Genomic DNA, 15,985 nt, shown 5'->3' with positions numbered 1-15,985 from the left:
ACATAATTATTGTATGATAAAAATCACTTCAAAACTCACAAAGTCAACAGCCTAGTCCTAGAGTGTTATTTTGGAGATAGTGTTAGAGTTAAGAATATAATATCCTGGTAAACTAGTATAATTAATTGTATGTATAGTATCAATACTTACTTTGTCTAAATTACCAGGGTAAAATAACTATATGTTAAATAATTTAATCGAATTTTTAGAAGATGTTATAGAAGCAATTAAAGAATTTACTAATACTCTAAGAGATGTTACAAATGATTTCTTGACAACTTTAGTTGAGATACTGGAAGAAATTTCTCAATGGATAAAAGACGCGATTGAAAGTATTATTGAATATTTTAGTCGCCTATTTCCAGCGATAATAAAAATTCTAATTTCTCTTTTTTATTTAAGCCTTTTTTATATTCCCAGTATTATTGGTATAGTTGTATTTTTTGCTTCTGGTAATATTTGGTTACTCATTATGGCTATTGTTTGGGCAATATCTATTACAGCTATTGGTTTAACCTATAGAAGACGTTAAGGTGAATAAAAGTAACGACCACTTTACCATTTGATATAATTGTAAAAATAGACTTAATCCATTAACCAATATCAAATAAATGAATCACCCAAATACCTTTAAAGAAATTGCCTCTCAAGTGCAATTATTCCAGAGTATAGAACAAAAAGAAACGTTTATATTTGTACTCGGTGCTTTAACATCTCGGTTGATTAGCTTACAAAAAGCAGCCGAAATAATGGAAATGGATACAGAAATATTTTTGAAAGTTTTAGAATTAATGGGAATAGATTTTTCATATCTTACCGTTGAAGATATCGCTATAGAAAAAGACTGGTAAGCATGATGAAAATAGTATTTAACTCTTCCCCTTTAATTTTCTTATCTCGATTAATTTTATTACTGTATCTCTATTGTAACTTAATTGGGGGATGAAAAGAGATGATTTTAGTATTGTTGTCACCCTAGTTATCAAGATATTTACGCTGAATTATTCATTTTGTTATTATTGTTAATAATCTCAATTAATCTTAAAAAATCAAATATTTAATCTTGACATCTCTCTAAGGAAGAGAATAAGATGTGTTCAAACAAGAATATAAAAATACCTGCTCAATATCTTGCAGGAAAAAATATGCTGTTTAGTCCAGCTAACTTACCTTATTGGATTTTTCTAATCACGGGAATACTGCTTTTTCTGTTCATGATTTTTCTGGGGGGAGGAGAATCAGAATTAGATGCTGATGCAGATTTAGATCTGGAAACCGAAAGTGATGTGAGCTTTGGAGACTTTCTAGGATGGGCAGGTATTGGCAAAGCTCCATTGTTGTTATTATTGGCAACAGATTTAAGTTTGTGGGGTGTGCTTGGCTGGATGTTAAATGTTTGGCTTGATGGCATTTTACAAAATCAACAAATTCCTTTTATTAGCACAATAATTTTGTTAATTTCCCTAATTATCAGTTTATTTTTAGGAAGATTAATAGCTGAACCAATTAGTAAAATGTTTGCTGAATTTAGCGAAGATGCAAGTAGTGATCGCCTAATTGGGTGTATTGGTAGTGTTTCTTCTGTTTATATTCCTAGCGAAAACCTAGACAAAATTGGCCAGGTAGATGTGCTAGATGCGAAAGGGAATTTTTTGACAGTTAATGCCGTTATTCCAGATTGGGCAACTATTGCACCGCAAAGAGGAGAAAAAGTAATAGTAATTGAACTTAAACAGCAAATTTATCTAGTCATTGCCAAAGAGACTGTAGATGAAGAATGTTGGTTAGATAACTCAAATCGTAAAAATTAACTTTAGTTAAAGGAAAAATATATGCTTTTTTGGTTAACTTTTATCCAGGCTTTACCAACTGTTGATGTACCGGAAATGCCGTCAGTTCAGTTACAATCAAAGCAGCAAAATACAACTTTAATTAATTCTACATTTCCTTTAACAACTCAACCTAGTTTCGCACAAATTAACGGCGGCTTAGTATTTCCTGGTGTCATTGTTACTTTAGTTTTACTGCTGTTATTGAGCTTATTTGCTTATACCAGAGTTTATGTTGTCACACCCAACAACGAAGCCTTTGTGAGAACTGGGGGATTATTTACTAAAAAGAAATCAGTAATTCTCTATGGTGGTTGCATTGTTTTACCAGGGTTTCATCAATTAACAAGAGTACCTTTGCGGGAAATTTCTATTGATGTAGAACGGACTGGAAAAATGGCTGTGCGTACTAAAGACTATCTGAGAGCAGATATCAGAGTTACTTTTTATGTATGTATTAATGCATCCGAAGATGATGTTTTAACAGCGGCTGCGAGACTATCTCAAAATGGTACTAAAATTAATCCTGAAGACATCAAAAATGCTTTAGAAAAAAGAGCAGATGATGCAATTAGAGCCGCAGCTAAAACCAAGGATTTAGCAGAAATTGATTCTGATAAATTGGGGTTTGCTCAGGAAGTTTTGAATTTAGTGGGGACAGATTTGAAAAAGGTCGGATTAACTCTAAATAATATTGCCATTTCAGAAATATTAGAAAGTGTCACTTATGATCCTGATAATTTCTTTGATGCTCAAGGTGTACGGTTGCGGACAGAAATTATTCAACGTTCAGTTCAACAAAAACGGGAAGTTGAGTTATCAGCACAGGTGACAATTGAGCAAAAAGAACTGGATGCTCAAAAAAGATCATTGCAAATTGCCCAAGAACAAGAAAGTGCTAAACTATCTCAAAAGCTGCAAGTAGAAGCACTGAAAGCACAGCGAGAACGGGAAATTCAAGAATCGAAAGATAGAGAAGCTGCAACGGTACAACGTACCAAAATTTTGCAGGCAAAATCAGTTGAAGAGGAAGAAATTCGCAAAAAATTATCCCTACAAGAAAGCCAAATTGAAGCTGATATTACTTTAGAAGAACGGAATAAACAACTCAAAGTAGCACAAGCTTTGCAAAAACAAGAAGCGGAACTAGCAGAGATTATCCGTCAACAAAGTGTAGAATCTGGTAAGTTACAAGCACAGGTGCAGATAGCTGAGTCTGAGAGATTAGCAAGACTAGCTCAAGAAGATGTAGCTATAGCAATTGCTAACAAAAAACGTGAAAGTTTTGTTGCACAAGCAGAACAAGCTCAAGCAGAGGAATCTGTAAAAACCGCCAGTGAAGTCGAAAAAGCTGAACGGACTAAACGCTTGTCTTTGATAGCCGCAGAAAGGGAAGCTCAAGAACGCAGTATTAGCGATCGCAACGTTGTGGAAATTGACGCTTTCCGTCGTCGTCGTCAAGCTGAGATTGCTCAAGAAGCAGCGGAATTGGAAGCGGAAGCAATTCGCACTCTTGCAGATGCTAACCGTGATAAAGCCTTAGCTGAAGCGGAGGGGATTCAAGCCAAAATTGCGGCTGAGAATACCATTAGTAATGCTAACCTGAGCGCCAAAATGCTAACTACTATCTGGCCAGAATTAGCGGATAAACTGCCAGAAATTGTCTCTTCTTTAGCACCACAACCAGGAGTTTTAGGAGATACTCGTATTTACTCATTCCCTGGTGCAAATGGGACTAGCGGTAGTCAAGATATCAACAAGTTGCTACTATCAACGAGTGGATTATCATTGATTAATACCTTGTTAGATGAAGGTAAATTAGGGGACTTAATTGGCCAAGTCAGTCAAATAGTACGTGGTAATAACTCAGCTATCACACCAACCCTCAACCAACAAGATACAGAAATTAATTGATAAATGTAGGAATTTTTAAACAGTAGCCATTTCTTGCACTAGGACGTAAGGTTCAATGATGAGAGCATGAAATCGCTTGCTACGATTGCCATTCCACTCTCCTACTTGATCTACAGAGGGTTTGGCAATCAATTTTTCTTCAATCCATTGTTGCACTGAGGGAATATTATCACCTGCGATCGCAACTCCCACATCTAATAAGTCTAATCCATCCGCTACCACAATCACTGCATCTCTTTGTACGTGGGGAATTAGCCAATCCCATTCTGCTTCATCCAGATTTTGCTGTAAGTTTGCTCTTAAATCCGACATAATTCCCCATTTCGTTGCTGATTAGTTTGATTTTACTATTTTTTGATCAGCTTTCAGGGGAAGCAAGCTACGCGGAGCCTCTCGTTAGAGTGGCATTTTAGTCAGCAAATCATCATCAAACGCCTATAACCATCATCAGTAATTGATTTCAGCTTATTTTATCTTGATAAACACTTTACGACTCCCAGCTAAAATGGGGTTTGCAAGAGTCTGTTACCTTTTTTTACCCTTAGATTTTTTGCCTTTTTCCTGCGGCTCAAATCCTTTTATATTGTTCTTCGGCTTTTGTTTAGAGGATTTGGAGTTTGATAGAGGAATCTGTGCTTCTGGGGAAGAACCCGTGAACAGACTACCTAATTTCTGAAGCAAAGGGTTGTTTGGTTTTTCTGAAAGGATTTTCTGGTTATAAACTTGTTTAAAAGCTTCTACCCCTGCTTGAGTTGTCATATTAAATCCAGCTTGTATCCCATTCATCATAAAGCTTTTTGCCATACCTCCTTTCGCGGGATCAAACATCCAGTCTGTGAACTTACCTTCGATTCCGGTAAGATAGATAGCGATCGCACCTGCATTACGAAAGTTATACTCCCGCTTCAAGAAATTCCAAAAGGCTACCAGTTCTGAAATAGCATCATCTGCTTCCGATCTGGTCATCAGCGTGAGCTTGCGGGGTATGATATGTTCCATAACGACTTGTGCATTTGCCTTAGTCATTTTGGGCAAGGTGAATCCCTCATAGATGTAAGACATTTCGGTGAAAGTGGCAATCCATCCACCGAAGTCTGGGTGATCTGGGACATAAGCTTCTCCTTCTGGAGATTTGGCAAACTGTTCGACTACACCATCTATATAGTTGGATAGCAAGGGTTCAGCTTCGTCATAGTCGAGATTATTAAGTTGATTGATGTCAAATGGCATAGTTTTACTCCTGTAAATTGATTTAACATATACCTAATTTAACAAGAAAGTGTAGAATGCTGATAGTGATGTATCGGGAAATAATTTTTACATAAACATTACCCTATAATTGTATTGAAATGATGATTCCTCTTCGCTTTTTATCCTTGAAAGTATTTTTAACTGAAAATCTCTGAATTAGAATTTCTAGGATTTGATTGTTAGCTGTATATGAGCTTGCATAATTTAGACAGTTAGCAACGAAACATCAGATATACGATATTTATTTTTATCTTGAATGTACATCAGCAGAGATTTAGCAACATATTCTGCTAACTTAACAGGTACAGCATTACCAATCATCTGTTCTAAATCTGTTTTTGAACCGGCAAAAATAAAATCATTAGGGAAGGTTTGAATATAACTTCTTTCACAGGTAGTTAGGGGACGCAAATCTGGTGTTAATTTTGCCACATCTCCAGGATGTTGTTGATAAGTCTTAGGGATTGGCCTATTAACACCTCTAATAGTTGGACTTGGTTCATCAATACTAAAAATAGCCCTTCTCTGATAACTTCGAGGATGACGATAATAATATTCAATTCCTAAACTATTTCCTAAATAATCTCTAATAGTAGTAGGTTTTTCAGATAAATTAGCTTCTAGATAAGTTTTTAAATTATCATCTTTGCCACCAAGTTCTCCTATACAAAAAAATCTTTTCCTCTTCTGTGGTACACCGCATAAACTAGCATTTAATACTTTTTCTGTAATCCCATAACCAGCAGATTTAAGAATTTGCTGAAATTCTTGATATTTATTGGATTTTCTAAACAATTCTACATTTTCTAGGACAAACCATTGACTAGAAACATTAGCGACTATTTCAGCAAATGTAATACTTAAATCTCCTCTACCTAAATCTTCATTACGTTTACCAGCACTAGAAAAATCTTGACATGGTGGACCTCCAATAATTACATCAGGTAAGAAACTTTTAAATATTGAATAATTATTATTTACTTGACTTAAATCATATTCAAAAATTGGATGATGAAAGTTTTGCTTATAAACATTTATGGCAGATTTCCAGTTTTCAAAAGCAGCGACAATTTCAAATCCACTATTCTGAAATCCTAGTGATAAACCACCACAACCAGAAAATAAATCTATAATCTTTAAGGAAGAAGATTTCATTTGTATATTCATTAAATTGCTTTTAATCTATAATCAAAAATTTCTGGATTGTATTATTTTGTTGAAAAATAAAAACTGGGATGCACGCAAGATTAACTACTTAATCACAAACTAAATTCGGCTACATTATCATCTAAATTAGGATCTTTACCTACAACTGTAGGTTGAAAGTTAGCGCCGTGAATCAGTTCAGTAAATTTAATTTCTGGGTTTTGGTAAAGAATATTTAACACACTAATAAAATCTCTGATAATTTCTCCTGGTGTGAGTAAAGCTTCTGCACCTAAGCGAGTGATGATTTCTTGGGTAAATTCTTTTAACTCACGATTTGTTAACTGCTTTTCATATCCAAAATTAAGAGCGTGAATTTCTGTTAAGCGTTGCAGAAGTGTGATAATTTCTGTTTCAATTAAGGGGTTGAGACGAATAACTGGGCCTAAATATTCTTGGACATTAGCCTGGATCACAAATCGACTTTCTTTTGTGCGTCTACGCCAAGCTTGATCTGCAAATAATCCTCGATTTGGGTCTTCTAAAAATTTTGTTGTTCCTCCAATAATAATACCAAGATTTTCAGCTTTACATTGCATGGTATCATTGAACATTGCTAACAGTCTATTATAGTTTTTCTCACGAGTAACTGTAGTCGATATTTGATATAAATTAACGGCTTCATCTACTAAAATGAAAAGTCCTTTATAACCTATTTCTGCTACGAATTTAGCTAATAATTTGATATAGTCAAACCAAGTATCATCATCAATAATCACCCGCACTCCTAAAGCTGCTTTAGCTTCAGTTTTGGTGTTAAATTCTCCCCGTAACCAACGCAAAGAGGCATTTTTTAAGTCTTCGTCATCCAAGCGATAACTACGCCAATAAGCAATAATAACACTACCAAAATCAAAACCATGAACTAAGTCCTCAATATAGTGAACTACTTCCCGAATTTTTGTTTCTACTTGCTCATCAAATCCTTCATCATTGGGACGCATTCCTGTTTCTTTAGCTACTTCTTGTTGGATTTTATTAATCCATCCTTCTAAAATGGAAACCAACGCACCACCATCAGGACGTGTTTTTGTAGCTAAATGACTCATTAATTCTCGATAGGTTGCTAAACCTTCATTGTGACTTCCTGCTAACCTGCGTTCAGAAGATAAATCAGCATCAGCAACTACAAATCCTTGCTCCATAGCGCGGTTACGAATCATTTGCAACATGAAGCTTTTACCAGCACCGTAGTTCCCAATTATAAATCGAAATGCGGCGACACCTTCGGCGATATCATTGAGATTTTGTAATAAGCTATTGAGTTCTTTTTCTCGTCCTACTGCTATATGCTCAATTCCTACTCTGGGGACTACTCCTGCACTTAGAGAATTAATTAGAGCGGTAGATATTTTTTTAGAGATTTTAAGCTTTGTCATGTAATTGATTTTAATGGAAAAAAATTATTTAATTAGGTGATGTTGATTTAGTTATCAAGTGTTCATACATTGCTATGATTTTTTTGACGTTTAACAGATGTTCTTGATAAATTTCGGGAATTTCTTCACCTGTTTCAATAATTAGTTCCCCAAGTGTGTTATTGGCAATTTCATTGATGGAGTCAATTAATAGATTAGGCATTGTGATATGTTCTTCGGCAATTTGTTTAATAATGGCTTTGGGATTATCTTCTTCAACGATGGCTTTTAATACTTGGATTTCATAGGTTGGCAGGTTTTCTAAAAAATTACTCCATTCTGGGGATAAATTTGAAGTTTGTGCTTGAGAGTCTATAGGTGCTAGTAATTCATCAAAAGGAAATAATTCAATCTCATTTTCCTGGATATTTTCAGGTAATTCTTCTTGATTGAGTGTTTCCATGTTTTGGAGTAATTCCCAAACTTGGTTTTGCAACAAGTCGCGCTCATCTTGCAATAATGCAATTTGATTTTGCAATTGATTGATTTCTAGCTGTTGTGCCTGTGTTTGAGTTTGTAAGTCAGTCAGATTGTTTGCTACAATTTTTCTGGTGGTTGTTGTCTCTGTGAGTAAGTTATTTTGCTTGGCTATTTCAATTTCTAATTCTTGAATTCCAGATCGTAGTTCATATAGTTTTTCTTCTAGTTGGGGTTTGAGTCTATTTAGGAGAGTTAAATTACTTTCTATTTCTAATTTTTCGTGGTGAAAGGCTTCAATTTGAGTTTGCAGTTGGGTAATTTCTGAACGTGATACATTACAATTTATTTCTAAACGACGTTTTTCGGCTGTGAGATCAGCGCAGGTATGATTGAGTTCCTCTGTGTTACTTTCTAGATGATGAAGTTCAGTTGTGAGATTACTAATTTCTGATTCTAATTGCTTTTTTTGTCCAGCAAAATTACCTACTTCTCGATGCAGATTATCTCTTTGATTACGGGATTCTGCTATTTGATTTTGTAGATGTTGTGATTCTGTGTAAAGTATGTTACGGTGTTCTTCTATTTGTTTAATTTCTCTAACAATTCGATACTTTAATCCTTCAAGTTCTCTAATGCGTTTATGGAGAGAACTTAAAATTAACATTTCATAATTTCTGCGTCGTTTATCGACAAATAATGCGGCACAATAGGTAGCTAAGACGGTGATTAAGCCTGTCATAAAGGCTTTGTTAAAATCCCAATTAGGGACGAGGCTTAAACCAAAACTGACACTAAAGGCAGAGATTCCTAAAATCAATCGATTACTGATTATAGATGAGTGCATCTTGCTGGGTTTTAGCGTAGTTAAGTTGTCGGAGTTAGTAGTTATTAATGTCATTATTGTTCACGGTTATTTGAATATAAGGCTGTTTTTCTATTAAAAGATTAAAAAGTTATGAGTAAGTTAATTACAGGGTATGATTATTTTCATTAAACAAAGTTAAGTCTGCTTTCAAGAAGTCAATAAATTGTTGTGCTGTTCTGCCAGAACGACCATTATGACGAGTTGCCCATTGTAAGGCTTTGAATTCTAAATCTTCTTGATTAATATTAATGCCAACTTGTTTTGCTAAATGCTGGACGATGTTTAAATATGTTTTTTGATCTGCTGGTTCAAAGGTTAATGTTAGACCAAAGCGATCGCTAAAGGAAAGCTTTTCCTGCATTGTATCCCAAGCATGGACTTCCTCGTGATCCTTGGGAGTTGGTCTATCACTGAAATATTCACGAATGAGGTGACGACGGTTTGAGGTGGCATAAACCACTATATTTTGAGGTCTAGCGGTTAAACTGCCTTCTAAAACTACTTTTAGCGATTTAAAGGCATCATCATCTTCTTCAAAGGAAAGATCATCTACAAAAATAATAAATTTCTGCGGTACTCCCCGTAATTGTTCGACAATTTTTGGTAAATCTTGCAGTTCTGACTTTGCTACTTCTATTAAGCGCAGGTTGTGATGACTATATTCATTTAAAAGAGATTTGACTAAAGAAGACTTGCCGGAACCACGACTACCGTAAAGTAATACGTGCAGTGCGGGTTGTCCTGACAATAAAAATTTTGTATTTTTTAACAAAGTATCTTTTTGCCACTCATAACCTACCAGTGTATTTAGCTGCACAGGGTCAGGATAAGGTATAGCCACAAAATGTCCGTTTTGCCAGCTAAAAGCGCGATATTCTGCAAATAGACCAGTTCCATTTTGCTGATAATAAACTGCTAAATCTTCTACAGCATCAGCCCAAATTTCCAATTTTGGAATAGAGGTGACTAAATCTGTATCAATTTTTACCTTTTTTGGTTCTTGATACCACACCACCGGGGAAACTGGTAAATGAGCGACAACTTGCACCCACTCGCTTAAAATAGCGCTGTTACATTCATGTAAATTTTGTAATATTTGTAAGTCGTGACAAGCTGCTGCGACTAAAGCCGGTGGTAAATCGGTAAAATCTTGCTGTTGAGCTAGTCTGGTAAAAGGATTATCCGCAATCAGAATTTGATTAATTAAATATTCTTCCCAGGTTTGTTGGTTGGCAGCCAGAGCTTGAAAATAATTACCGTAAGCTTGGAGACAGTCGCGCCCGTCGGCATCAGTGTATCTTATAGCTTGTAACAGATCAAGGAATGCGATCGCTACTTCGCCTTTCAAGACAGATTGGTACAGTAAAAGAGACGCAGCTTGGCGTTGAAGGAATTGAACTTGGGTATAGGACGAAGTATTTGGCGTAGACATCGCTTGATTATCTATTAATCAACTGTAATTGTCTGCTGATCAGGAAAGTAAAATCCAAATCTACATAGGTTGTAACAATGAATTTAGGTATAGTTGCCGCTTTTGGTTATGGCGTTTTAGCATTAGTAGGTGGAATCATTGGCTACGTTCAAGTCCAGAGCAAGGTTTCTTTACTAAGTGGTAGTATTAGCGGTTTATTGCTAATTTTGGCTGCTTATTGCCAGCTTCAGGGACAAACCTGGGGCTTAACTTTAGCAGCTTTGGTTACTGGCATTTTAGTATTATTATTTGCCTTCAGATTTGCTAAAACACGTAAATTTATGCCTGCGGGATTGATGATTATTTTTGGTATGCTGGCATTAGCAGTGATGGTGAATCAAATTTTTGGTTCATAATTTGTATGAGTGCTTAAGTAAACATATCCCCCTCCTAGACACCAGTAATTATATTAGTACATTTATATCATAAATCAACCACGTTATTTTTATAACATATCGAGGAGTATGGATAAATAACTTATTGAGTGCAAACAACATCATCTAGCAATTATTGATTCGCTAGTAATTTTTGCTATCAAGAAGCTTTAACCACATAACTCTATATATACTAGAATTATTATTCTCAATAGTGTAAAGATTTTATGGAGTTCTCAGTATACTTTAAAGGAAAAATAAAGCGTGTTTTGCCATTTTGGCAGGTTTTACTAACCTAAATAAGATATCACTAGATAGTAGCAATCGTTATTAATGTTTGCACTCTTGTTGCTATCTACCGAATACTGCTAAGGCTAAATCAACCTTGACCTCAGTAATTATCTCAGCAATTTAAGAAACTAGGAAAATAATACATGATATTATCACTGTCTTCTCAAAATGTTATCCAGTATCTGCAAAATGCAGGTCTGTGTAGCTCAGAAGATGGCATATTATATGAATCTGAGTTACTAGAAAGTGGTAGAAATAATCGGAATTTACTGGTGAGTCTAGCAGATAATTGTAAATTACTGGTTAAACAAGAAAATCGCCAAAATTGTGGTATCAGTCTCCATGATTTTTTTAATGAGTGGCTGTTTCACCAACTACTCCAGCAGTTTCCAGTGCTTGGCAATATTGTGGCAATATCATCATCATTGCTACATTTTGATGAAGATAATTCTATCCTTGTCCGTAGTTACTTAAGTGAATATGTGGAACTGGGTAAATTTTATAAAAACAACAGTATTTTTACTACAGAAATTGCCACCGCCATTGGTAATACATTAGCGAGCTTACACCGTTCCACTTTCCAACGGCGAGAATATCGTGATTTCATGGATACTGCTCCCCAAGGACAGTTTCGCTATAACTTTTATAACCCTGCTCAAGGAATAGGTTCAATTAATCAAGATATTTTTGGCAATATTCCCACAGAGGCACTCAAATTTCATACTCTCTATCAGCATTATGAAAGCTTGGAATCAGCAATTGCTGATTTATCCTATGAATGGAAACCTTGTTGCTTAACTCACAATGATTTACAGTTAAACAATATTTTGGTTCATTCCCGTTGGCAACAACTAGATAATTGCTTAGTAAAATTGATTGATTGGGAAGCTTGTGCTTGGGGAGATCCAGCTTTTGATTTAGGAACTTTATTAGCAAGCTATGTCAATATTTGGCTTTCAAGTTTAGTAGTAGATCCAAGTTTAGAGTTAGAAGAATCTCTAAATTTAGCAATGATCCCACTGGAAGTTATTCAACCTTCAATCTCAGCTTTACTCCGTGCTTATCTCCATGCTTTTTCCATGATTTTGGAGTACCGTCGGGACTTTGTGATCCGCGTTATTCAGTTTACTGGTTTGGCACTAATCCATCAAATTCAAAATATAATTTCGTGCCATAAATACTTTGATAATAGTCACCTTTGTATGCTGGAAGTAGCCAAAAGTCTTTTAACTATGCCTGAGCAAGCTGTGTTAACTATTTTTGGAAGTTCGGAAACAGAGATTCTCCAGTCTGTAAGCGGATTAAACAAAATAGCCAAACCTGAGAAAGAAAAGCAACTACTACGAATTTATTACGAAAAAACTCGCCTACGCGGTTGTTAGTATTTTAGTTAGTATTTTAAATATGGAGGTGCAAATTTATTAATGTTAGATAATTCTACCAATCAAATCTTGAATTCTTTATTTGATATTGCCACCAATATCCAGATTGAGCCAAATTTTTGTATTCAACATCCTAATTATCAACCTTTTGCTCTACCAGCTACAGTAGCAAATAGATTTCAACAAAATTCACAAGATTTACAACATAAATACTTATCTCTACTACTACGCAATTTTCTACATGGTATTTATTATAATGGTTCACTCCAAACTGTTTTAGCAGTAAATAGTGAACATGAGAATTACTCACCACAAAAAACTTTAGATCAAAGTTCCAGTGTAGGAATTGATTGGGACTTTTATGAGCAATTACACAAAAATAATCATGGTCATGGCCATGATGATCCTAATTGGGAAGTTTTGCGACTAGAACCCGATCGCAGTATGGCAGTCACTAAAAATGCTTTAACATTGTATGTTGAGCCAGAATGCTATCTTAAATCTCATAAAAAATCGGTCAAAGCAGGTGAATTAATTTCTATTTGGATGCCTAAAAATCGCTTGCAAAACGGCTGTTATGTGGCAGTTAGTAATCTGGGACAGGAACGTCAGGGTACACCAAAGACTAATGTGGAAGTAGGGCGAATTTATTTTAATTTTACCCCATCGGGTGCGATCGCTCTCATGGATAGTCTCACCCAACAACTAAACACCGCTAATATCCCCTTTAGCTTTGAAGTTCTTTATAATCCATCAGCTTATGGGCGTTATGATGCTGGTATACTTCACTTTGAAAGACAAGATTATCCAGCAATTCATAAAATTCTTCAGGTTGTTTATAAACAGCATCAATCTTACTTTCAGCCAGAAATTCCCTTATTTACCAAGTTTTTAGCCCCAGGTTTGAGTTTAGCAGAGGAACCAAGCCAAAAATTTGCCGCACAGGAAAGCTTTGGCATGAATCGTTGTCAAATCGTTGCTAATGCTTTATTAGAAGCTTGGGACAAGGGTAAAAATGCTATTGAGGAAAGAATGCGGATAATTGATCAACATTTTGCACAACATTTAATTGATGTCCAGCGTCCTTATCTCAATCCCAGTTCTGAAGATATATATATCCCCTTAAATTGCTAGTTAGCATTCAGAGTAAAATGAGTTCATAGAGCAGGTATTTTACCTGCTTTTTGTATTTAATTTAGGAATTTTGACAAGATGATTTTCACATATCAAAGAACTGTCAGATTTCAAGATACTGATGCGGCTGGAGTGGTATATTTTGCTAATACTTTAAGTATCTGTCATGAGGCTTACGAAGAATCTCTAGGAATCTGTGGTATAAATATCAAAACTTTTTTTACTCATCCTTCTGTCGCTTTTCCCATTGTTCATGCAAATGTAGATTTTTTGCGACCAATGTATTGCGGTGATAAGTTAATGATTAGTTTAATACCACAAAAAATAGGTATAGATAAATTTGACATTACCTATGAAATTACGGTAGATGAGGTAATAGTTGCTAAGGCAATTACTAGGCACGTTTGTATTAATGCAAGTAGTAGAATTAAGCAAGAATTACCAAATGAGATGATTTTTTGGTTGGAAACGAACCGCAGAGACGCAGAGGGCGCAGAGAGAAGAAAGTCACGGGAAGAGATAATTTGACCATCTCCTTTTACTTCCTTGGCGCTTGCTGTTTTCTTCGCCTCATGCGCGGATAGGTGGGTGTAAAAAATCTCAGTCAGCGAAAAATGGCTGAAATCTCATCTAGACAAGCTTTTCCAGACTTTTATTCGGTTCACTCATCCGCGCACCTTACACAGCAAGGTTTTCAGCTATTTCCACCCTTGACAGAATTTCTGAAATGGACTAGGATGAGACCATCCGCGCAACCGCACCTTGAAAACTACATATATATAGGTTTTCAGCCTCCCACTGTTGAAATTTCAAATAATCCCTATTAGGGATTGAAACCTTTTTACAAGAACATAATCTTAACCGCTTAATAGATGCCTAGTTGAAATTTCAAATAATCCCTATTAGGGATTGAAACCTGGTGCTGGTGCTACTGCTGCTGCTACTGGTGTTGGGTTGAAATTTCAAATAATCCCTATTAGGGATTGAAACCCTTTTGGAGGTGCGATGGCTTTGGGATTTGTGGTTGAAATTTCAAATAATCCCTATTAGGGATTGAAACGCAAAAAGAAAAACTTATGGCTTCTTTCCTCACTGGTTGAAATTTCAAATAATCCCTATTAGGGATTGAAACATATTAAAAGCGGTCGAAAAATGTTAACCTCTACTGTTGAAATTTCAAATAATCCCTATTAGGGATTGAAACTAGAACTTTAGCAACTTTTATGTAAAATTCAGGTAAGTTGAAATTTCAAATAATCCCTATTAGGGATTGAAACTCCTACTCGGTTCGGTGGTAAGTTCGGTTTAGTTCCTGAAGTTGAAATTTCAAATAATCCCTATTAGGGATTGAAACAGTAATTGCCCTGGATAACCAAGACCCTGGATTAGTTGAAATTTCAAATAATCCCTATTAGGGATTGAAACTTCCAAAAATCGAATAGTTTCTGGAAATTTCGACAATTTGTTGAAATTTCAAATAATCCCTATTAGGGATTGAAACACTACAGACTGAAAATATAGAGGATTGGATCTGGTGTACGTTGAAATTTCAAATAATCCCTATTAGGGATTGAAACCTCAAGACTTAAAAAGTAGTGTAGAGTTTATCGGCGGTTGAAATTTCAAATAATCCCTATTAGGGATTGAAACACTTAAATCTCTCATTCGCAGCGGAAACTATGAAGAGTTGAAATTTCAAATAATCCCTATTAGGGATTGAAACATCTTCATCAGGATTAATAGCAGCGTACCCAGCAATTCGTTGAAATTTCAAATAATCCCTATTAGGGATTGAAACCTCGAAAAACAAGTCGCCTCCGTCAATTACTCTTGTTGAAATTTCAAATAATCCCTATTAGGGATTGAAACCTGAAAAATTCTCAGGAAGCCATCAGGAAAGCTAAGGAGGGTTGAAATTTCAAATAATCCCTATTAGGGATTGAAACAAATTAATTATCTCCTATTTTTTATCATTGCATTGATGAGAGTTGAAATTTCAAATAATCCCTATTAGGGATTGAAACTACTGCTCGTCTCAAGGCGAATTTTATAGAATAACCGCACGTTGAAATTTCAAATAATCCCTATTAGGGATTGAAACCTGAATACCAGCATTGTCAGTCCAAGGGGAAGTAAGAAGTTGAAATTTCAAATAATCCCTATTAGGGATTGAAACCCGCTATTTTTTGCGGGGTTAAGACTGGTGTTAAAAAGTTGAAATTTCAAATAATCCCTATTAGGGATTGAAACTATCCCTATCCCACCGACCGCCACCCAATTTTTCATGCCTCTCAAGTTGAAATTTCAAATAATCCCTATTAGGGATTGAAACTGGGAATAACCAAGTACTATCTCCAGGGGCGTAGGTTGAAATTTCAAATAATCCCTATTAGGGATTGAAACAAGATGAGGAGGAAGATTAGACGATAA

14 protein-coding genes and 1 CRISPR repeat array (1 of these 15 cut by a window edge) are annotated in these 15,985 nt (G+C 35.5%); of the genes, 8 read left to right on the top strand and 6 right to left on the bottom strand.

Features of this window, described 5'->3' with window-relative positions; translation table 11 throughout:
- Positions 1–181 precede the first annotated feature (181 nt).
- From VB713_RS24295 to VB713_RS24280, 4 genes are all read left to right on the top strand, one after another.
- On the top strand, positions 182–532 hold the full coding sequence (locus VB713_RS24295; protein ID WP_323314071.1) for a hypothetical protein: 351 nt from the start codon (positions 182–184) through the stop codon (positions 530–532).
- A gap of 79 nt (positions 533–611) precedes the next feature.
- On the top strand, positions 612–851 hold the full coding sequence (locus tag VB713_RS24290) for a hypothetical protein (protein WP_323314070.1): 240 nt from the start codon (positions 612–614) through the stop codon (positions 849–851).
- Positions 852–1,145: 294 nt separating this feature from the next.
- On the top strand, positions 1,146–1,811 hold the full coding sequence (locus VB713_RS24285; RefSeq protein ID WP_323314069.1) for a DUF1449 domain-containing protein: 666 nt from the start codon (positions 1,146–1,148) through the stop codon (positions 1,809–1,811).
- 21 nt (positions 1,812–1,832) lie between these two features.
- The gene (locus VB713_RS24280) at positions 1,833–3,743 is read left to right on the top strand and encodes a flotillin family protein (RefSeq protein WP_323314068.1); all 1,911 of its coding nucleotides are present in this window, start codon (positions 1,833–1,835) and stop codon (positions 3,741–3,743) included.
- Between the two features lie 15 nt (positions 3,744–3,758).
- On the opposite strand, the gene VB713_RS24275 is transcribed toward VB713_RS24280, so the two are convergent.
- The 6 genes from VB713_RS24275 to VB713_RS24250 all read right to left on the bottom strand — a co-directional run bounded on the left by VB713_RS24275 (position 3,759) and on the right by VB713_RS24250 (position 10,335).
- Complete coding sequence (locus tag VB713_RS24275; protein WP_323314067.1) at positions 3,759–4,055, bottom strand: DUF2288 domain-containing protein; 297 nt, start codon at positions 4,053–4,055, stop codon at positions 3,759–3,761.
- A 213-nt stretch (positions 4,056–4,268) separates the two neighbouring features.
- Positions 4,269–4,973 carry a hypothetical protein gene (locus VB713_RS24270; protein WP_323314066.1) on the bottom strand — a complete coding sequence of 235 codons (705 nt, stop codon included), beginning with the start codon at positions 4,971–4,973 and terminating at the stop codon, positions 4,269–4,271.
- 225 nt (positions 4,974–5,198) lie between these two features.
- Entirely contained in the window at positions 5,199–6,149 is a 951-nt protein-coding gene (locus tag VB713_RS24265; protein ID WP_323314065.1) for a DNA cytosine methyltransferase, read from the bottom strand.
- Positions 6,150–6,253: 104 nt separating this feature from the next.
- Entirely contained in the window at positions 6,254–7,579 is a 1,326-nt protein-coding gene (locus VB713_RS24260; protein ID WP_323314064.1) for an ATP-binding protein, read from the bottom strand.
- A gap of 28 nt (positions 7,580–7,607) precedes the next feature.
- Entirely contained in the window at positions 7,608–8,936 is a 1,329-nt protein-coding gene (locus tag VB713_RS24255) for a tellurite resistance TerB C-terminal domain-containing protein (RefSeq protein ID WP_323314063.1), read from the bottom strand.
- Positions 8,937–9,006: 70 nt separating this feature from the next.
- Positions 9,007–10,335 carry an ATP-binding protein gene (locus tag VB713_RS24250; RefSeq protein WP_323314062.1) on the bottom strand — a complete coding sequence of 443 codons (1,329 nt, stop codon included), beginning with the start codon at positions 10,333–10,335 and terminating at the stop codon, positions 9,007–9,009.
- A 77-nt stretch (positions 10,336–10,412) separates the two neighbouring features.
- On the opposite strand from VB713_RS24250, the gene VB713_RS24245 reads away from it, so the two are divergent.
- From VB713_RS24245 to VB713_RS24230, 4 genes are all read left to right on the top strand, one after another.
- Entirely contained in the window at positions 10,413–10,730 is a 318-nt protein-coding gene (locus VB713_RS24245; RefSeq protein WP_323314061.1) for a TMEM14 family protein, read from the top strand.
- A gap of 452 nt (positions 10,731–11,182) precedes the next feature.
- Entirely contained in the window at positions 11,183–12,421 is a 1,239-nt protein-coding gene (locus tag VB713_RS24240) for an aminoglycoside phosphotransferase family protein (RefSeq protein ID WP_323314060.1), read from the top strand.
- A gap of 42 nt (positions 12,422–12,463) precedes the next feature.
- Positions 12,464–13,555 (top strand): T3SS effector HopA1 family protein, encoded by a 1,092-nt coding sequence (locus tag VB713_RS24235; RefSeq protein ID WP_323314059.1) that lies wholly within the window; start codon positions 12,464–12,466, stop codon positions 13,553–13,555.
- A gap of 78 nt (positions 13,556–13,633) precedes the next feature.
- Positions 13,634–14,083 carry a thioesterase family protein gene (locus VB713_RS24230; RefSeq protein WP_323314058.1) on the top strand — a complete coding sequence of 150 codons (450 nt, stop codon included), beginning with the start codon at positions 13,634–13,636 and terminating at the stop codon, positions 14,081–14,083.
- Positions 14,084–14,355: 272 nt separating this feature from the next.
- Positions 14,356–15,985: direct repeats of the CRISPR family, unit length 37 nt; unit sequence GTTGAAATTTCAAATAATCCCTATTAGGGATTGAAAC; it runs 345 nt beyond the window's last position.

Source organism: Anabaena cylindrica UHCC 0172 (assembly GCF_034931625.1).
Taxonomy (GTDB): Bacteria; Cyanobacteriota; Cyanobacteriia; order Cyanobacteriales; family Nostocaceae; genus Anabaena; species Anabaena cylindrica_A.
The sequence above is the reverse complement of the archived record's forward strand: the minus strand, read 5'-3'. Positions and strand labels throughout refer to the sequence as shown.